Source organism: Aeromonas ichthyocola (assembly GCF_046087985.1).
Taxonomy (GTDB): Bacteria; Pseudomonadota; Gammaproteobacteria; order Enterobacterales; family Aeromonadaceae; genus Aeromonas; species Aeromonas rivipollensis.
The window spans coordinates 398,719-415,912 of record NZ_JBJSWH010000002.1 but is presented as its reverse complement, the minus strand read 5'-3'; the positions used below and the strand labels follow the sequence as shown (position 1 = coordinate 415,912).

Below are 17,194 nucleotides of genomic sequence, written 5' to 3'. Positions count from 1 at the left end.
ATTGCACCCCCGCAATCGCCATCTCGATGGTTACGACTTTGAGGCGCTCTGCCAGCAGACTCCCGAGCTGGCCACTTCGTCTCTTCGTCAACGACTACGGCACCCGCACCATCGATTTTGCCAATCCCGCCGCCGTCAAGGCCCTGAACCGGGCTCTGCTGGCTCACCACTACGGCATTGTTCACTGGGACCTGCCCGCCGGTTACCTCTGTCCACCCATTCCGGGGCGGGTGGATACCTGCACTGGGTGGCCGACCTGCTGGCCGAGAGCGCCGGCAAGGTGCCTGTCCGGCAAGGGGGTGAGGGTACTGGATATCGGGGTCGGTGCGAACTGCGTCTATCCACTGCTCGGCTGTCGCGAATATGGCTGGCGCTTTGTCGGCTCCGATATCGATCCGGTATCGGTGAAGGCGGCGGCCTTGCTGGCCAAAAGCAACGGACTTGGCAACCAGATTGAGTGTCGCCTGCAGGGCAATGCCGAACATGTCTTTCGCGGCATCATCAGGCCGAAGGAGCGCTTTGCGCTGACCCTGTGCAATCCGCCCTTCCACGCCTCGCTGGCTGAGGCGAGCAAGGGGAGCGAGCGCAAGCTGCGCAATCTGGGCAAAGAGGTGAAGGGGGCGCCGGTGCTCAATTTCGGCGGCCAGAAGGCCGAGCTCTGGTGTGACGGGGGCGAGGCGCGTTGACCAGGATGATCAATCAGAGCAAGGAGTTTGCCAGCCAGTGCCTCTGGTTCAGCTCGCTGGTGTCCAAAAAAGGAGAATCTGCCGGCCGCCAAAAAGGCATTGGCTCGGGTGGGGCACGTCAGGTTCGGGTGCTTGAGATGGCGCAGGGCAACAAGGTGAGCCGGGTCCTGGCCTGGAGCTTCCTGGATGATGCCGGCATGCGTGCGGTGGTCTGCCCCGCCGCTGAGCTGAAGTGGGGGTTGACAAAGGCCCGTGGCGGGCCCTTTTTTCCTTGACGCCACAGTTTCCGTAGAAGTGAGCCGTCACTGCAATCGATTTCCTCATTGGTAGATAATGCTTTTTGATGTGATATGAGTAGTGACTTCCGCCTTGGTACAGGTGTACGCCGAGATTTTTTTGCACTTACAGCTGTAACTTTAATAAAATGGGACTGGTTAGACCTCTTTACCGGCATTGAATCATAGGGATCGGTACATGAAAGTTGTCGATTTTCTGAAGCACAAGCGCGAAATCCTGGCGCAACACCCCTTTGAGCTCAAGGATTGGCTCTCTCCGGCGATCCGTGACTACTGGCGTGAGTTTCAGCAAAAGGCACATCTTCACCCTTTGTTGGGACGGGTGCTGGACTTGCAAAGCGAAGCCCAGAACGCAGGCAGCAACAGCAGCGCGCACCGTGGCTCAGGTGGCCAACGGCCAGCCTGCAATGGCTCAGGATCCCGTCATCGAGCTGGAGGGCGAAGCCGCTGCGCTTTATGGCGAGCTGCAGGCCCGGATCGGGGAAGAGACCCATGTGGGTGAGTGGTTGCAGATAAGCCAGGGGTTGATCGATCAGTTCGCGGCGGTGACCGGGGATCATCAGTGGATCCACACCGATCCCGAGCGTGCGGCGGCCGAGTCGCCGTTCAAGACCACCATTGCCCACGGTTTCCTGACCCTGGCCCTGCTGCCCCAGCTCACCGGCTCGGTGGACGAGGCGACGCCGGAATTCCCGAGCGCCCGCATGGTGGTGAACTTCGGTCTGGAGCAGGTTCGCTTCCCGTATCCCATCAAGGTGGACAGCAACATCCGCGCCCGTACCAGGCTGTCAAGAGTGACCCCCATCAAGGGTGGGCTCGAGCTGCTCAAGGAGATCAAGATAGAGATCGAAGGGATCCGCCGCCCTGGCTGCGTCATCGAGTCGGTCACCCGTATCTATTTCTGACACCCGTCCCTCATGGCGATACACACAGGCCCACTTCGGTGGGCCTGTGTCGTTTCAGGGGGGCCTAGAAGCTGGCGCCCAGGGTGATGATATGGCGCCATTCCTTCTCGCTCAGGCTGGTTCTTGCGTCCTGATAATCGAGCCAGGCGTCGTCCCAATCCAGCTCGCTCGACCAGGAGAGGCGCAGGTGATCGTTGAAATAGTACCTGAGCCCCAGGCTGCCGCTGATGGACTGCCGTCTGGTCAGATAGGGTGAGGGCTGGTCGATGAACTTCTCGTAGCGCCCCTTGCTGAAGAGTTCAAACTTCTCCTGCCACAGCTCGAGGGGCTGGCGATAGTCCCACCCCAGGCTGAGGAAGGGGTAGTTGATGATCCGCTCGTCGAACAGATCCGAGTTGCTCCATACATCAGGGGTGAAGTAGGCCCGCTCCAGACCCAGCTGGCTAATAAGCTCCAGGCGGCGTCGCTTGTCATTCCAGAAGCGGTAGCCGGGACCGGAGGCATAGTCGATTTCAAGGTATCCGGCCTCGATCAGGTTGTAGTCGATGTCGATGGATGAGCTCAGGAACCAGTGGTCGTCGAAGAAGAAGTCGAGCTTGGGCTTGAGCTTGTATTCGTGGCTGTCGGTGATGTTGTTCGCCGTCTCGTAGATATATTCGCCATCCAGGCTGTAACGCCAGTCCAGATTGGCCAGCTCGGTGGAGACCTTGAGGTTGACGTTGTTGGTCTTCTTGGTGTTCTCCTTGAGCTTGATGTTCAGATCGCTGGTGCCGGTCAGGAGCCAGGCATTCACTTCGTCAGGGGAGTCCAGCAAGGGGATCCCCGTCTTGGTCAGCGGCTTGGGTTTCTCCTGTTTGTCCAGGCGCCAGCGCTTGATGGCATGGCGCTGGACTGTCAGGGCCTTGCTATAGGATGGCTTGATGCGGATCTGATCGTCCGTGATCTCTTCTATGGTGCCGGTCAGGCGATCGCCGTTCTGCATCCACAGTATGTCCGCCAACGCGGCTGAGCCCGGCAGCAGGGTCAACAGGAGCGCCAGCAGGGGAAGGCCGCATCTCGTCATGGTGATCTCCGGGAGAGTCTTAGCCGCTGATGGGGCGGGGCAGCCCGTTCTTGTCGTCGAGCAGGGCAGTCACCCGGGAGCCATCTATCTCGGGGGCCGCGATGAACTGCTCGACCTCGGGGGAGAGCACCAGCGGGGCACCCTCGGACATCTCCTCCTCGGTGCGGGAGAGGGGGGAGTGCACCTCCAGCCAGCGGCGACCGTCCGGCTCCAGCGCCGTCTTGACCGGCTGGTTGATCACCTGGACCCGGGTACCGACAGGCACCAGGCTGAACAAGGTCTCTATGTCGTCCGGGCGCAGCCGGATGCAACCCGCGCTGACCCGCAAGCCGACCCCGAACTCCTTGTTGGTGCCGTGAATGAGGTAGTCCTTGTTGCCATAGCCCAGGCGCATGGCGAACTTGCCGAGGGGATTGTCCGGGCCCGGGGGCACCACGGCCGGCAGGTCTATGCCCTTTTGCTCCAGCCAGGACTTGCGCACCATGGGGCCGGGTACCCAGGTCGGGTTCGGATTCTTCGCGATGACAGTGGTGGTCATCTCAGGGGTCTCGCGGCCTATGTCACCTATGCCGATGGGCAGCACCATCACCTCCGCCTTGTCCTTGGGGAAGTAATAGAGCCGCAGCTCCGGCAGGTTGATGACGATGCCCTCCCGCGGCACATCGGGCAGCAGCATCTGGGTTGGCAGGGTCAGCCGGGTGCCGGGTGTGGGCAAATAGGGGTCAACCCCCGGATTTGCCTCGAGCAGCGCCAAAAAGCCAATCTGGGTATGTTTGCCGACCAGCTCCAGATGATCGCCAGGTTGGACTATGTAGTCTTCCAGCTCACCGATGAGACGGCTGTCCGCTGGCGGAAGCGGATAGGTTTTCGACCAGGCCGGCGTGGTCCAGAGGCTGGCAGCGGCCAGCAGCAGTGAGACGATACGGGTATTGCGCATGGTGTTTCCTATCGGCAGTTCTCGAGGGAAGCGCTTCCCTCCCCAAAAATGAGCGGAGATTGTCAACCAATCGCCCGGGGATTACCAGCGTCGGACCGCCCTTCTCCCGGGCCGGATTGAGGCAGGTTGAGGGGGATTTTCGGCCCTCAGTCCCCTGCTTATCGGGGAAAGGCGGATAAGCCTGAATCGGCGCCGGGGTGGTTGGCCCTGAGACCATGTCTGACACCTTGGCGCCGCACGTCGGCAAGCAGGCCTGGGCCTGGCAAGGGGAGGGGGAGTCGGCACAGACTGACGGTTTAATAGCCAGTCGTCTGATCTGCAACGAGATTTACGTTGATTTCCCGACTCAGGTTGGGTCAATATGAGGGCCCGTGGAGAGATGCCGGAGTGGCCGAACGGGATTGACTCGAAATCAATTGTGGCAGCAATGCCACCCAGGGTTCGAATCCCTGTCTCTCCGCCATTTATCAAACCCAACTTGTCAAACAGGTTGGGTTTTTTGTTTATGTGCTGTTTGTGGTGCACGGCCATAGTGCATGGCATTGAGCCTGAGGCATGACACCCGCGAGGAAGTGGTGGTAATACCAGCGCCAGCTGCCGTACTCGGTTCTGTGAAATCCACATATCTTCATCGCCTGCGCACTCCTCATTCACCTGAGGGCAGCCCCTTTACCATCAGAAAATGGCAGAAAATCAGCCGCAAAGCGGCTGAAAAAGCGAGTCATCGACCATGACCCGGCTGTAGGCACCCGATCAAGCCGGTTGCACTGCGGCGCGCCAGGCCCCTTGAATATCAGAGATGCCATGACTGCGCAGGTCATGGCTTCACGGCGATCGCCACTGTGTGACTGTGCGCTCTTCCTCTCATGTGCGAAGACCCGAGCGGCCGCCACCTCGGAAGGCTGCCCGGGATTGTCAGGCTTCCACCTTGAGGGAGGCCATGTCGATGACGAAGCGGTACTTCACATCGCTCTTGAGCATCCGTTCATAGGCATCGTTGATATCCTGGATGGCAATCACTTCCACATCCGACACTATGTCGTGTTGGCCGCAGAAATCGAGCATCTCCTGAGCCGCAGCCATACCGCCAATCATGGAGGCCGCTACCGCCTTGCCGCCGATCACCATGGGCATGCTGTCCAGGGCCGGTTCGAGCGGGCCGAGATAACCCACCAGCACCAGGGACCCCTTGAAACGCAGGGTGGGAATGTAGGCATTGAGATCGTGCACATAGGGCACGGTATCGACGATGAGGTGGAAGTGACCCGCAACCTGAGCCATCTGGGCGGCATCGGTCGAGATGACGACCCTGTCGGCGCCGAGCCGATGGGCATCCTCTTCCTTGCCGGGCGAGCGGGTAAACAGCGTCACTTCGGCACCCATCGCCTTGGCCAGCTTGATGGCCATATGGCCGAGACCGCCGAGTCCCACGACGGCGACCCGGCTGCCGGGGCCGATGTCGGCGTTTTTCAGGGGTGACCAGGTCGTGATGCCGGCGCACAGCAGCGGCGCCGCCCCCTGCAAGGCGAGGTTATCGGGAATGCGCACGACGAATTCCTCCTTGACCACGACCTTCTCGGAATAACCGCCTTGGGTCAGGCTGCCATCGATACGGTCGGGGGCGCCGTAGGTGTAGGTTGCTGTCTCGCTGCAGTGTTGCTCATGGCCCTCTTCGCACGCCTCGCAATGACCGCAGGCGTCCACCATGCAGCCGGCCCCGACCCGGTCACCAACCTTGAATCTGCTGACCTGGCTGCCGATGGCAACCACCCGGCCGATGATTTCATGGCCCGGCACTATGGGATAGCGGGTCCAGCCCCAGTCATTGCGGGCGGTGTGCAGATCCGAATGGCAGACGCCGCAGTAGAGAATGTCGATCTCCACATCATCGGGGCGTGGCAGTCGGCGAGTGATGGGATGAGGTGCCAGCGGTGCCGTGGCCGAGGCGGCCGCATACGCGTTGACGGATTTAATCATGGTGTTCTCTCCGATGGGGTGGCAACAGTTGCCGGGGTATCTCTGTGCAACGCTGGGGCTGCACGGCGTCTTGAGCGGGTTGAGTCACGGGATCGGAACCTCATCCGTTCACCTGGGAGGGTTGCAGCCGCTTGCCGCTGCCGACCACCAGCGTGGCCACCATCAACAGGGCGGCGCTGCCAATCAAGGTGGCGCCTATGGTGTAGTGATCGAGCAGCCAGCCACCGATGCCAGCCCCCAGCATGATGGAGAGCTGGATGGCGGCAACGATGAGGCCGCCGCCACTCTCGGGGGCATCGTGGATCCCCCGGGCTATCCAGGCGGACCAGGCAACCGGAATGGCAGCATTGATGGCACCCCACAGGGTCAGCATCAGCGCGACGCCCCAGAAGGAGTGCTGCATGGCGAGCAGGCCAAGGGTGATGAGTGCAAGCATCATGGGCAGCCACCGCAGCAGCCGATAGAGGTGACGATGCAGGGTGGCGCTGGCCACAGTGGTGCCCACGAATCCGGCCATTCCCAGTGCCAGCAGCAGGGAGGAGAGTTCCGGCAGGCTGGTTTGGGTACGCGTCTCCAGAAACGGTCGGAAGTAGGTAAACGCACAGAAGGCGCCAGCAAAGGTGAGCATGACGCCGAGCATGGCCATCGCCACATTGGGCCGTTTCAGCAGCCCCAGCACTTGTGCCACGCGGCGATCGCTTTGCATCGAGGGCAGGCTGACGGCCATCCACAGCAGGTTCAGCACCACCAGCGGTGTAAGCAGCCAGAACACGCCCCGCCAGCCGATGATGCCACCCAGATAACTGCCGAGCGGAGCGGCAAAGGCGGTGGCGACGGCATTGCCGGTGTACATGAGGCCGAGGGCCCTAGGCACCGAGTCGGGGGACACCAGCCTCATGATGGTGGCGGTGGCCAGTGCCCAGAATCCACCGACCACCACGCCCAGCAGGGCCCGGGCCAGCATCAGCAGCGCAAAGTTGGGGCTTAGCGCGATCAGGATCAGGGAGAGCAGCATCACCAGTGCCAATACCATCAGCACATGACGCCGCTCATGGTGGGCGCAGACCCGGGTGACCAGCAGGCTGGCGACGACGGCGAAGAGACCCGAGATGGAGATGGCAAGGCCCGCCTGGCCATCGCTGGCACCGAGATCGCGGGCGATCGGGGTCAGCAGGCTGACCGGCATAAACTCGGCGGCGATCAGCAGAGTCACGCAGAGGGACATGGCCCCCACGGCCCCCCAATGTTCTTGTACTGCGGGGAGGGATTCGACAGCGGCATGATGAGTCTTCATTTTACGACCTGATATTGAAGGATGGAGGTGCGTCATTTGACGGCTTCAATGGTGAGTGTGCCCGAAGGCTGGGCGGTCAAGGCATCCAGACCCGATGCAAGGCGTCCCAGTCGGATTAGGCCGCTCGAGTAACCGAAGTCCCGGTAGTAGATCGCCAGATTGCCCCAGGGTGCGTAGTAAGCGATGTCTCCGACTTGCGGGTCTATCCCCTCTGGCGCCGCCTGAGTCGTCAGCTTGCGCGGCAGGTAGGCAATTTTTTCCGTCTGCGCGTACTCCTCCAGTGCCAGGGTCAGGGGGAGCAGGGAGAAAAAGTCCCGGGCGCTCGGCGTATCGTCGAGCGTCGCCACGGCGGTGCGGCCATTGATGGTCATCTTGATGCGCATGTTGTCTTGTCCGTTGAGGCTGAGGGTGACGTTTTGAGCGAACTCCTGCTGCCACCAGGCCGTGGTGTCGGGGAGGCTAGCCATGGCGAGGGGCTGGCCGATTCGTGGTGTCAGCAAGCGATAGGGCTTGCCGTCGCTGGCAAGGCTGATCCGATCCAGCGGCGCCATCCAAGGGTGGTTGGCCAGGGCAAATTTGCCCAAATGAGCTGGCATCAGGGCACGGGCTTGCAGATCCTCTGCTGCCTTGACGGCTTCCTCCGGTGTCATGTGGATCAGTGGCCAGCGCGGGTCGTATTGCCCCATGTCCAGCACGGCCAGATCGATTGGCCCCAGGCGCCGGCCGATATCGGCAAAGTGGCGACCGTAGCCGCTGTCACCGCTGAAGAACAGGGTTTGCCGGACACTCTTAAGGGCGAAGGCGACCCAGAGCGTCTGGTTCTTCTTAAACAATCGCCCGGAGTAATGACGTGTAGGCAAGAGATGGATGGTCAGTTCGGGATCCAGTTGCAGGGTGCTGTTCCAATCCGCCTCATGGATGCGGGCCTGTGGGTAGCCAAAGCGCTCCAGATGAGCGCCGACACCGAGTCCGCTGACCACTGCCTTGACCCTGGGCAGCAGTGCCTTCAGGGTTGGGTAGTCGAGATGATCCCAGTGATCGTGGCTGATCAGCAGGTAGTCAATGTCGGGGAAATCCCCGGCGCTATACGGATTACTGCCTGCAAAAGCTTCATTGGCATAGGGCAGGGGGGCGGCATTGTCACTAAAGACGGGGTCAATCAGGATGCGTTTGCCCGCCAACTGGACGTAATAGGAGGAGTGTCCGAGCCAGATGACCAGATCCGCATGGTGGTCGAGACGGTGAAGGTCGGTCTTGACGGCAATGAGGGGGGTGGTGGGAGTCAGATCTTTGGCAGGATTCAGCCACCCCGACAGGATGATCGAGAGGGTACTGCTGTCACCGGTCAGTACAGGTGTGGGCTCTAGATTCTGAAATTCACCGCCTTGGTAATGGGGTGATCGGGTGATGACATCAAGGCGTGCGCCTGAAGGGATTGCCCCCATCTGCGGTTGCCCGATAAAGAGCATGGCCGAGGTGGCCAGTGCCACCGCGATCAACAGCAAGGCCGGCAGTATGGTGCGTGTTTTAGTGGTCATTGCCGCTCTCCCGACATCAGCTTTCGTGCAGCAGACACGTCATGTGACACCGCATCCGATGGAAAACGCGCGGCGGTATGGCCCGCCGCGTGCTTGGTCTTTACTTCAGGTTGGTCTTGAAGAACTGCTCAAACTGACCAAAGGGGATCTTGCCTGCCACGTTATCGTAGAGATCCACATGGTTGGCGCCCGGTACCACGACCAGTTCTTTTTGCTGACTTCCCACGGCCTTGAAGGCATCTTCGGCAAAGTAGCGCGAGTGGGCGTTCTCGCCGGTGACGACAAGCGTAGGAATCGTGATCTCGCTGGCATAGCTCAACAGCGGCATGTTCATAAACGACAGCGGCATGGTGGTGGTCCAGGCACCGTTAGAGTTCACCGAACGCGCATGGAAACCGCGCGGGACACGGTAGTAATCGAAGAACTCCTTGAGTACCGGATGCGGATTGTCCGGCAGTGCCTCTGGCAGGGTCCGGCTGGCTGCCGTGACCTTACCCTTCTTATCGACATAGAGATCGTGATTGCTATGGGCAAAAGAGCCACTTTCCGCGTCTTGCCAGCGTTGTTCGTTCAGGTGTTTCAATATGGCGCGGCGATCGGCAGTGGTGTAACGATCCTTGCCATCGCCCACCCCATGCCCCATGGCTCGACTCATGTCATACATCACGCTGGTCGCCACGGCTTTGACGCGAGTGTCGGCGGCGGCGGCATTGAGGGCCATACCACCCCAGCCGCAGATCCCCAGCAGACCGATCCGGGTACGGTCCACCTCCCCTTGCAGACCAAGGAAATCGACGGCGGCACTGAAATCTTCGGTGTTGATGTCGGGCGAGGCCACATCGCGCGGTTGGCCGCCGCTTTCGCCGGTGTAGGAGGGGTCAAACGCCAGAGTGACGAACCCGCGCTCGGCCAGGGTTTGGGCATAGAGACCGCTCGACTGCTCCTTCACCGCGCCAAAGGGGCCGCCCAGGGCAATGGCCGCCAGCTTGGCGTTTCCCCGGTTCTTCGGCAGATAGAGGTCAGCGACCAGGGTGATGCCATAACGGTTCTTGAAGGTCACCTTGCGATGCTCGACTTTGTCGCTCTGGGCAAAGGTCTTGTCCCATTGGGTCACCATGGAGACGGGTTCAGTGGGATTGGCAGTTTGGGCATGGCTCATGGTGGAGACTCCGGTCAATGCGGCGCCCAGCAGCAGGGCAGACGCGATAGCGGTCAGCTTCTTGGGGATAACATTCATGGCAAAGTTCCTCTAAATCGGATTTCTGATGCGTGGTCCTGATGGTGGGGGCTGGTTTTGTGACCCACGACACACATTCTAGTTAGAACAATTAATGATGATTAGAGGCAGTATTTTGATAATATTCATGCCTATATGTTCTGAATAAACGTGATCTGACGCTGGTCGTGGCGGACAGAAACATAGCGGGGTGAACAAATAGTGGGGTGAAACAAGATGACAGGACGCGAGAATTACAACGATCTCCACGTCTTTATGCTGGTCTCTCGGGAAGGCAGTTTTACCCGGGCAGCCGCCAGATTGGGGCTTGCCCAGTCCGGGGTCAGCCGAACGATTCGGGATCTCGAGGCTCGCCTGGGAGTGCAACTGCTAGTGCGCACTACCCGCAGCCTCTCTCTCTGACCCAGGCGGGTGAGCAGTTGTACCGTACGGCGCAGGGTTGTTTTCAGTCCCTTGATGCGGGTCTGGCCACGCTAGCCCATTTTCGCGACATCCCTTCCGGCACTGTGCGGATCAACGCCAGTCAGCACGCCATCGACAAGGTGCTGCTGCCCAAGCTGGCCCTCTTCAGGCAACACTATCCGGATATCCGGCTGGAACTCATCAGCGAGAGCCGCTTCGTGAACATCATCGATGAGCGCTTCGATGCCGGCGTGCGGCTGGGGGGGGAGGTGGACGAAGGAATGGTGGCCGTGCGCATCACCCCGGATATGGAGATGGTGATGGTGGCGACGCCGGATCACTTTCTGCAATACGGCTTTCCGCAGACACTGGCCGAGCTGGCGGTGCATCCCTGCATTGCCTATCAGTTTGCCGATGGCAGCCTCTATCAGTGGGAGCTGTGGCAGGAGGGCAAACTGGTCAAGCATAGGCCAGAGGGGCAGTGGGTCTTCTCCGACAGCTACATGGAAGCGGCGGCAGCAAGAATGGGGTTGGGATTGGCCTATGTCCCTGAGGAGCTGGTCGCCGATGAACTGGTGCGCGGAACCTTGATCCGGGTGTTGCAGCGGTTCAGCCACCGCCTGGATGGCCTCTATCTTTACTACCCCCATCGCAACGTGTCGCCCGCCTTGAGAGCCCTCATCGACACGCTGAAACTGTGAGGAGAGAAGCCAGATGCCTTGGCATATGGCGCCGACAGGGTGAGCGCCATGATGCCTCAACCCTGCTCGCAGGATGGACTCGGGCACTGATGGCGACATCGCCCATCAGGGCATTTTTGGACAAATACCAGAGGAAACAAACTCCTGGTCAGGGTCAAGGCCCCTGGATAGGCGCAGGATTCAGGCCAAGTTCAGCGCTACCCCGGTATGGTGTTCGGCGTCGATGGGAGGCAACGAATGGCAAGCGAGGTGGTTGCAGGTTGAGCCCTGCCCGTTTCTCTTCAAGCCCGCCAAGACGCTGAGGGGCGGCGGCATGGGGTGACATCCTGACTCGGGCTTGTTCTCACGGACGACGTCCCTTTTCTGCCGCGACGAGCGGCCGTCCTCATGCCGGTCCATGATCTCTTTCTGCCGCACCGGCGGCCCCCCATTCTCATGCCGTCCAGGAGGACATATGACCGAATGCCATCTGCCCAAGTGCAACCCCGCTACTCTCATTCGCCAGATAGGGATAGGTCTGGCGGCCGGCGCCCTCTGCTTGCTGATGCTGAGCTATGTGAGCCCTGCTCGAAAGAGCGCGCCCGAGACGTCCCCCGCGCCAGCAGAAGCCTCCTCGCCCCAATCCCGGACGAGCGGCGCCGCGGCAACCGCCCGCCAAGGTGATGAGGCGAGCTTCCCCCTGCCGGCGCTGACGGCCGGGGCTGATGGAGAGAAAGGGGAGGGGATGACCGCCGGGGTGACAGTCACCCCCATGATGGGCGAGCCGAGCGCGGCCGTCTTTACAGCGCCGCAAGAGATAGCGGCGCAAGAGAAGGCGGTCCATCAGCCGCCCATGGGGATACCGGCGAGCCTCCCCCCAGCAGCTCCTCAGCCTGCGGCCAAGGATCCCATCCCCTCCGAGCCCGCGTCCAAACCGGCGCCCACGTCCGAGAGCAAGCCCGAGATAAAGCCCGAGGCCAAGGCGCAAGCCACAACGCCCGGCAAGGTGAGCCTGACGCCAGCCAAGGTCCTGCAACAGAAGAACGGCAACCACCTCAGCGTTCAACTGATGGGGTCCCGCAGCCTGGCGGCCATAGAGCAGTTTGTGCTCGCCAACCGGCTCGCCGGCCAGGTGTGGGTCTATCAGACCCGGTTCAACGGCAGCCCCTGGTACGTAGTGCTGAAGGGGGAGTATGCCGGCATGAGCCAGGCCCAGGCGGCCATTCGCACGCTGTCGCCAGCCCTGCAGAAGGCGGATCCCTGGCCCAAGTCATTCGCCCAGGTGAAGCGCGAATTGCAACAGTAGCCCTGCTGCCTGGATGACGGGGCTCAGCCCTTGCGGCTGGCGAGCTGACGCAGCAGCTGGGTGCTCTGGTGCAGGCTCTGCTGCTGCACCTCGCTCAGGGGGCACTGCTTGAGCACGTATTCGGCGCTGGCCACCACCGTCTTCCAGCGCGGTGCCTTGGGCAGGGTGTCCAGGCTCAGGTATTTGTCGAGGGTGCGGGTCTGGGGGCTGGATCTGTCCATGTAGACGCGCCACAGCTTGCTCTTCTCCGCCAGCACTATCTTGCCCTTGCCGGTGCTCTGTTGCCAGGTCTCCAGGGTGAGGCGCATGGTGTCCACCAGAGCCCGGCGCAGGGGCTCGTCATCCTGCTGGCGAATGAGGTTGTCGGCCAGCGATCTGAACTCCCCCCCCAGCCGGCTCAGTTCACCCAGCAGTTGGCCATCTTCGATGATGGCCTGGCGCGACAGGCTCTTGAGGGCGTTCTCCAGCGCCATCACCCTGTTGTCATCCTGGCGCTGCTCGGTGCTGAGGGTGAGGGCGAAGGCGTGCTGACCCCCCAGGCTGATGGGCAGGGCCCGTGCATTGAGCCCATCCTTCTGGCCCGCCACCAGGAAGCTCAGATCCTGCTCCGGCCGCGCCGTCATGTCGGGCCACTGGCTCGCCAGCGGGGTCGCCAGCCACTCGTCCAGCGGCAGCCCCTCCATGGCTTCCGGCTCCTGGCCCAGCAAGCGGGCCAGGGCGCGGGATGCAAACAGCACCACCCCCTGTTCGTCTATGAAGACCATGGGATCGGCCCCTTCCCCGAGCAGCGCCAGCAGCCGCTCCTGATCCTGATGCAGCTGGGCCTGCAGGCGCAGGCGGTGCTCTATCTCCTGCTTGAGCAGGTGATTTTCCACCAGGGAGGCGCGGCCGGCACTGGCCTCCAGCAGGGCCCTGACCCGGGCAAACAGCTCCTCCTTGCAGAAGGGCTTCACCAGATAGTCGTTGGCCCCGGCGTTGAAGCCCTCTTCGATGTCCTTGGGCTGGTTGAGGGCTGTGAGCAGCAGCACCGGCAGCTTGTCCTTGGGATGCTGCTGGCGCAGGCGGCGGCAGACGTCGAAGCCAGACAGGGTCGGCATCATCACATCCAGCAGTATGAGGTCCACCGGCTCCTGGGCCAGCTTGGCCAGGGCGTCATGGCCGTCGCTGCTCGGCAGTATGCGATAGCCGCAGGGCTGCAGCAGGTGGCGCAGTATGTGCAGATTGATGGGCTCGTCATCCACCACCAGGATGAGGGGCGCGCCTGGTGGGGGCGGGGGCAGATCGTCGCTCTCCCAGTCCGGCAGTATGAGGGGCTGCTGGCGCACCAGCTGATGCTCTATCTGGCGGCTGTCGAGGGTCAGGCTGCCCGCCTTGCCGCTGGCGAGGGGCAGGGTGAAGGCGAAGGTGGAGCCGACGCTCGGTTCGCTCTCCACGAAGAGCTCACCCCCCATCAGGTGCACCAGCTGGCGGGTGATGGAAAGGCCGAGCCCAGCCCCCTGCTTGCTCACTTCCGGGCTCATCTGCACTAGCGGCTCGAAGATGTGCTCCAGGTGGTCCTTGGCGATGCCGATGCCGGTGTCCGTCACCCTGATGCGCAGGAAGTTGCCCTCCACCTGGGCGCTCAGCACCACCTTGCCCTGGGGCGTGTACTTGATGGCGTTGCCCACCAGGTTGTAGAGCACCTGTTCGAGGCGCTGTTCGTCCGCCAGCACCGGCGGCAGCTCCGCAGGGCTTATGTCCACCAGGGTGAGGGGCTTGGCCTGCACCAGGTGCTGGCAGAGATCCAGCACCAGCCGGATCACCCCCTTGGAGGAGACGGGCTGAGGATGGATCTCCAGCTGGCCGTAGCGCATCTGGTGGTAGTCGAGCAGATCGTCCACCAGGCGGGCCAGGCCGTCGGCGCTCTTGATGATGAGACCGAGCTGCTTCTGCTGGCCCTCGGTCAGGTCCTGCTGGCTGGCGAGCATGGACTCCGCCATCCCCTTGATGCCGTGGATGGGGGTGCGCAGCTCGTGGGAGGTGTTGGCCAGTAGTTCGTCTTTCAGCTTGTCCGCCTGCTGCAGGCTGAGGTTCTGCTTGTGGGTCAGCTTGACCTGCTGTTGCAGCTCCTGGGTCTGGCGTTCGATGAGCTCTATCTTGTCTTTCACCGAGCGCTGCATGTGGCGGAATGCCTGGGCCAGCCGGTCGATATCGTCGTCGGTGCGGGGAATGGTGATGGGGTGCTCCAGGGCGCCATCCGCCACCTGCTCGGCGGCGGCGGTGAGGGATCGCAGCGGCGCCGTGATGGAGTGGGAGAGCCAGCGCGAGAACAGGATCAGCAGCAGCAGGGAGCCGGCCCCCAGCAGGATCACTAGCGTCTCCAGCTGGCGTATGGGGGCATAGGCCTCGCTGGTGGAGACCTCGGCGATGAAGGCCCACTCGGTGTCGAATACCTTCACCTGGGTGTAGGCGGCCAGCACCTCGTCATCGTGATAGGAGAGGAAGGGGCCGACCCCCTGCTCGCCGGAGAGAGCCTTGATGACGAGCGGTGTCTGCAGCGGCCGGAAGTTGGGGCTGAAGCTGTTCTCCACGCTGAATTCGGGGGCCAGCCAGGCGTTGGCGCGCATCCGCTTGTCCGGGCCTATGAGGATGGTCTCGCCGGTCTCGCCGAGCCCCTCCCGCTCCGCCATGATCTGGTTGAGCTTGTCCGGCAGCAGCTCGAAGATCACCACGCCGCGCACATAGTCGTATTGCATCACGGGGGCGGCCAGATAGGCGACCACCTGGCCGGTCAGCTCGTTGCGGCCAAAGTCGGTGAACTCGAAGATCTGCTGGGGTTTCTGGCCGCCGTCGAGGCGACGCTTGATCTTGGCGAAGGTGTTGCCAAGGCCGCTGGCCTGATAGGGGCCGGAGAGCAGGTTGGTGGCGAAGTTAGGGTGCTTGGTGACCGAATAGACAACGTCACCGTTGAGATCCACCAGGAAGATGTCGCTGTAGTTGGACTTGCGCACCATGTCGGCGTAGCCGCGGTGAAAGCGCTGGTGCACCCGGCCATACATCTCGTCTGCCAGGATCAGGGCGCTGATGGAGGGCTCGATCTCCACCTGGCTGTCCGGCTGTTGCAGCTTGTCCCAGGAGCCGGGCACATAGCGGGCCTGGGCGCGGGCGCGGGCCTCCTGAGGCGTGGTGCCGAGCTTTTCGAAGGCCCCGGTGAAACCGTAGAAGCGACCGATACTGTTGCCGGCAAAGTCCTGCTGGGAGAAGTTGATGATCTGCTCTTTGAGGTTGCCGAAGTAGTCTTCCAGCTGGCTCTTCTTGATGTTGCGCACCGAGACCAGATGGTTGGAAGTCTGGGTGGTGAGGTCCTTGCCGTGGCTGTAGAGGAAAAACAGGGTGACGACCAGGAAGGGCACCAGGCCCAACATGAAGAAAGCCAGCATCAGCTGCGGTCTGAGCCCACGAGGCCTGAAGATCCATTTCATTGTGTGATTTTCAATTGAGAATCCAGTTACTAAGCGCAGTGAGTTTCTGACTAAAGACTAACTATTTCAATGGCTTTATCTTAAATTCGCTCGTCGGGTCACAGGGAGTGGCGGGAATTTTGAGCAAGGCGTTTAAAGCCTGAGCAAACGCTCCGGAAAAGCGCGCAAAGTCATAAAAAAGGGTTGTGCCCGGGCTCGGGGTACGTATAATGCGCCTCGTTGTCAGGCAACTGGCATCATGCAGTCAGGCGGGAATAGCTCAGTTGGTAGAGCACGACCTTGCCAAGGTCGGGGTCGCGAGTTCGAGTCTCGTTTCCCGCTCCAATTTTCCATCGCACCAACGATGGATATCACTTTCAAGACAATCAGTCTTGTCAGCATGGCGCGTTAGCAAAGCGGTTATGCAGCGGATTGCAAATCCGTTTAGTCCGGTTCGACTCCGGAACGTGCCTCCATCTTCTTCCTCAGTTTCATTCTTGTTCCATGCCCTGTTTCATCCTGGAAACGTGTTTCGGCATATCCCCTTGCGTTCAATATCCTTGCTGATTCAATAACAGCTCGCATCCCTGCTTGCGCCACTCTCTTTGCAGATAGTGACTTATCTCGTCGAGGGATTGCCCCCGATATTGAAGTTGCAGCTCGGCGGCGTGGTCGGTCAGATCGGCCATCTTCTGCTTCAGCTGACCGCACTGCCACAGGCTGACGACGGGCACTCCCTGGTACGCCAGCGTGATGGCGTCATCCCGATTGAGTCGCCACTCCTGCCACTGTGACCAGGCGAGCAGACCCAGCACGCTCAGGACAGCAACATCTGCCAATTTCATGCGCTTCTCCCCCATTTACCTGCCCATGTTCTAACTCTTGCCCAAGGCGTGTTTTTTGCCAGCCTTGTTACTCTTTGGTTAAATAATGTAACCCAGTTTCACTTTATGGTTTTTAGGCGGTTTTTTTATAAAAAAAGGGGCTTGTTGGTGTAGTAATCCTACAGCTTGTGGAGTAATCTTTGCTCAGTGGTCTTACCAGTGAGGCGTTAAATCATGTTTCATCCCTTCTCCCTGACTCAGATAATCCTTCGCCGCATCTTCGTATTGATGGTGGGTCTGCTCGCCTTCCCGGTGATGCTGTTTCGCCGCGATCGCGCCCGCTTCTACAGCTACCTGCACCGGATCTGGAACAAGACCAGCACCAAGCCGGTGTGGCTCAAGATGAGCGAACGGGGTGAGCGGATCTTCTACTGATCCCCTGCCCACAATGAAAAAAGACAGCCCAGGCTGTCTTTTTTTATGGCCGGCCCCCGGCATGGGCCTCTTTTCCGCATGGCTGAGGAGTCAGCCCCTGGCTTGTACCAGGGCAGGTTTCCACCGCGCTTATCCTCACCCAGAGCCTCTCTCTTTCCCCTTCACACCCCCGAT

The 17,194-nt window shown here is 61.1% G+C and carries 14 protein-coding genes, 3 tRNA genes and 1 pseudogene; 10 read left to right on the top strand and 8 right to left on the bottom strand.

All coding sequences use genetic code 11. From position 1 onward, the window contains the following. Positions 1–26 precede the first annotated feature (26 nt). From ACF2JD_RS06600 to ACF2JD_RS06590, 3 genes and pseudogenes are all read left to right on the top strand, one after another. Entirely contained in the window at positions 27–686 is a 660-nt protein-coding gene (locus ACF2JD_RS06600) for an RlmF-related methyltransferase (RefSeq protein WP_440987211.1), read from the top strand. 5 nt (positions 687–691) lie between these two features. Further along, positions 692–961, top strand: a complete 270-nt coding sequence (locus ACF2JD_RS06595) for an RlmF-related methyltransferase (protein WP_440987048.1) — start codon at positions 692–694, stop codon at positions 959–961. 199 nt (positions 962–1,160) lie between these two features. Next, positions 1,161–1,887 (top strand): annotated as a pseudogene (locus ACF2JD_RS06590) (MaoC family dehydratase). Between the two features lie 64 nt (positions 1,888–1,951). On the opposite strand, the gene ACF2JD_RS06585 reads toward ACF2JD_RS06590, so the two are convergent. Together ACF2JD_RS06585 and ACF2JD_RS06580 are read right to left on the bottom strand one after the other, a co-directional pair. After that, the gene (locus ACF2JD_RS06585; RefSeq protein WP_106886165.1) at positions 1,952–2,950 is read right to left on the bottom strand and encodes a DUF481 domain-containing protein; all 999 of its coding nucleotides are present in this window, start codon (positions 2,948–2,950) and stop codon (positions 1,952–1,954) included. 19 nt (positions 2,951–2,969) lie between these two features. Then, positions 2,970–3,887: a L,D-transpeptidase family protein gene (locus ACF2JD_RS06580; RefSeq protein WP_025327791.1), complete on the bottom strand. Its 918-nt coding sequence runs from the start codon at positions 3,885–3,887 to the stop codon at positions 2,970–2,972. A gap of 373 nt (positions 3,888–4,260) precedes the next feature. Between ACF2JD_RS06580 and ACF2JD_RS06575 the strand changes: the two genes are divergently transcribed. After that, positions 4,261–4,350, top strand: a tRNA-Ser gene (locus ACF2JD_RS06575). A 452-nt stretch (positions 4,351–4,802) separates the two neighbouring features. Here the strand turns inward: ACF2JD_RS06575 and ACF2JD_RS06570 are convergent. The 4 genes from ACF2JD_RS06570 to ACF2JD_RS06555 form a co-directional block, all read right to left on the bottom strand. Beyond that, positions 4,803–5,864, bottom strand: coding sequence for an alcohol dehydrogenase catalytic domain-containing protein (locus ACF2JD_RS06570; protein WP_440987047.1), 1,062 nt, complete (start codon positions 5,862–5,864; stop codon positions 4,803–4,805). Between the two features lie 100 nt (positions 5,865–5,964). Beyond that, positions 5,965–7,158 carry an MFS transporter gene (locus ACF2JD_RS06565; RefSeq protein WP_408780379.1) on the bottom strand — a complete coding sequence of 398 codons (1,194 nt, stop codon included), beginning with the start codon at positions 7,156–7,158 and terminating at the stop codon, positions 5,965–5,967. A 32-nt stretch (positions 7,159–7,190) separates the two neighbouring features. After that, positions 7,191–8,696 carry a cyclophilin-like fold protein gene (locus ACF2JD_RS06560; RefSeq protein ID WP_440987046.1) on the bottom strand — a complete coding sequence of 502 codons (1,506 nt, stop codon included), beginning with the start codon at positions 8,694–8,696 and terminating at the stop codon, positions 7,191–7,193. Between the two features lie 100 nt (positions 8,697–8,796). Beyond that, the gene (locus ACF2JD_RS06555) at positions 8,797–9,933 is read right to left on the bottom strand and encodes an alpha/beta hydrolase (RefSeq protein WP_440987045.1); all 1,137 of its coding nucleotides are present in this window, start codon (positions 9,931–9,933) and stop codon (positions 8,797–8,799) included. 216 nt (positions 9,934–10,149) lie between these two features. On the opposite strand from ACF2JD_RS06555, the gene ACF2JD_RS06550 reads away from it, so the two are divergent. From ACF2JD_RS06550 to ACF2JD_RS06540, 3 genes are all read left to right on the top strand, one after another. Next, positions 10,150–10,335: a LysR family transcriptional regulator gene (locus tag ACF2JD_RS06550; protein ID WP_440987044.1), complete on the top strand. Its 186-nt coding sequence runs from the start codon at positions 10,150–10,152 to the stop codon at positions 10,333–10,335. Between the two features lie 17 nt (positions 10,336–10,352). Then, positions 10,353–11,036 carry a LysR substrate-binding domain-containing protein gene (locus tag ACF2JD_RS06545; protein WP_440987043.1) on the top strand — a complete coding sequence of 228 codons (684 nt, stop codon included), beginning with the start codon at positions 10,353–10,355 and terminating at the stop codon, positions 11,034–11,036. 454 nt (positions 11,037–11,490) lie between these two features. Then, the gene (locus ACF2JD_RS06540) at positions 11,491–12,321 is read left to right on the top strand and encodes an SPOR domain-containing protein (protein ID WP_440987042.1); all 831 of its coding nucleotides are present in this window, start codon (positions 11,491–11,493) and stop codon (positions 12,319–12,321) included. Positions 12,322–12,344: 23 nt separating this feature from the next. On the opposite strand, the gene ACF2JD_RS06535 is transcribed toward ACF2JD_RS06540, so the two are convergent. Beyond that, the gene (locus tag ACF2JD_RS06535; protein WP_440987041.1) at positions 12,345–15,782 is read right to left on the bottom strand and encodes an ATP-binding protein; all 3,438 of its coding nucleotides are present in this window, start codon (positions 15,780–15,782) and stop codon (positions 12,345–12,347) included. Between the two features lie 248 nt (positions 15,783–16,030). Between ACF2JD_RS06535 and ACF2JD_RS06530 the strand changes: the two genes are divergently transcribed. Both ACF2JD_RS06530 and ACF2JD_RS06525 read left to right on the top strand, forming a co-directional pair. Next, positions 16,031–16,106, top strand: a tRNA-Gly gene (locus ACF2JD_RS06530). Positions 16,107–16,163: 57 nt separating this feature from the next. Then, positions 16,164–16,237 (top strand) — tRNA-Cys (locus ACF2JD_RS06525). Positions 16,238–16,312: 75 nt separating this feature from the next. Here the strand turns inward: ACF2JD_RS06525 and ACF2JD_RS06520 are convergent. Next, positions 16,313–16,606 (bottom strand): hypothetical protein, encoded by a 294-nt coding sequence (locus ACF2JD_RS06520; protein WP_168234597.1) that lies wholly within the window; start codon positions 16,604–16,606, stop codon positions 16,313–16,315. A gap of 213 nt (positions 16,607–16,819) precedes the next feature. Here ACF2JD_RS06520 and ACF2JD_RS06515 point away from each other — a divergent pair, with 213 nt between their 5' ends. After that, on the top strand, positions 16,820–17,020 hold the full coding sequence (locus ACF2JD_RS06515; protein WP_025327782.1) for a YbfA family protein: 201 nt from the start codon (positions 16,820–16,822) through the stop codon (positions 17,018–17,020). Positions 17,021–17,194 lie beyond the last annotated feature (174 nt).

What these genes read in the sequence shown, in the direction of transcription:
- ACF2JD_RS06600 (WP_440987211.1), top strand. Translation starts at nt 27, where the DNA reads ATGGTTACGACTTTGAGGCGCTCTGCCAGCAGACTCCCGAGCTGGCCA.
- ACF2JD_RS06595 (WP_440987048.1), top strand. Translation starts at nt 692, where the DNA reads ATGATCAATCAGAGCAAGGAGTTTGCCAGCCAGTGCCTCTGGTTCAGC.
- ACF2JD_RS06585 (WP_106886165.1), bottom strand. Translation starts at nt 2,950, where the DNA reads ATGACGAGATGCGGCCTTCCCCTGCTGGCGCTCCTGTTGACCCTGCTG.
- ACF2JD_RS06580 (WP_025327791.1), bottom strand. Translation starts at nt 3,887, where the DNA reads ATGCGCAATACCCGTATCGTCTCACTGCTGCTGGCCGCTGCCAGCCTC.
- ACF2JD_RS06570 (WP_440987047.1), bottom strand. Translation starts at nt 5,864, where the DNA reads ATGATTAAATCCGTCAACGCGTATGCGGCCGCCTCGGCCACGGCACCG.
- ACF2JD_RS06565 (WP_408780379.1), bottom strand. Translation starts at nt 7,158, where the DNA reads ATGAAGACTCATCATGCCGCTGTCGAATCCCTCCCCGCAGTACAAGAA.
- ACF2JD_RS06560 (WP_440987046.1), bottom strand. Translation starts at nt 8,696, where the DNA reads ATGACCACTAAAACACGCACCATACTGCCGGCCTTGCTGTTGATCGCG.
- ACF2JD_RS06555 (WP_440987045.1), bottom strand. Translation starts at nt 9,933, where the DNA reads ATGAATGTTATCCCCAAGAAGCTGACCGCTATCGCGTCTGCCCTGCTG.
- ACF2JD_RS06550 (WP_440987044.1), top strand. Translation starts at nt 10,150, where the DNA reads ATGACAGGACGCGAGAATTACAACGATCTCCACGTCTTTATGCTGGTC.
- ACF2JD_RS06540 (WP_440987042.1), top strand. Translation starts at nt 11,491, where the DNA reads ATGACCGAATGCCATCTGCCCAAGTGCAACCCCGCTACTCTCATTCGC.
- ACF2JD_RS06535 (WP_440987041.1), bottom strand. Translation starts at nt 15,782, where the DNA reads ATGAAATGGATCTTCAGGCCTCGTGGGCTCAGACCGCAGCTGATGCTG.
- ACF2JD_RS06520 (WP_168234597.1), bottom strand. Translation starts at nt 16,606, where the DNA reads ATGAAATTGGCAGATGTTGCTGTCCTGAGCGTGCTGGGTCTGCTCGCC.
- ACF2JD_RS06515 (WP_025327782.1), top strand. Translation starts at nt 16,820, where the DNA reads ATGTTTCATCCCTTCTCCCTGACTCAGATAATCCTTCGCCGCATCTTC.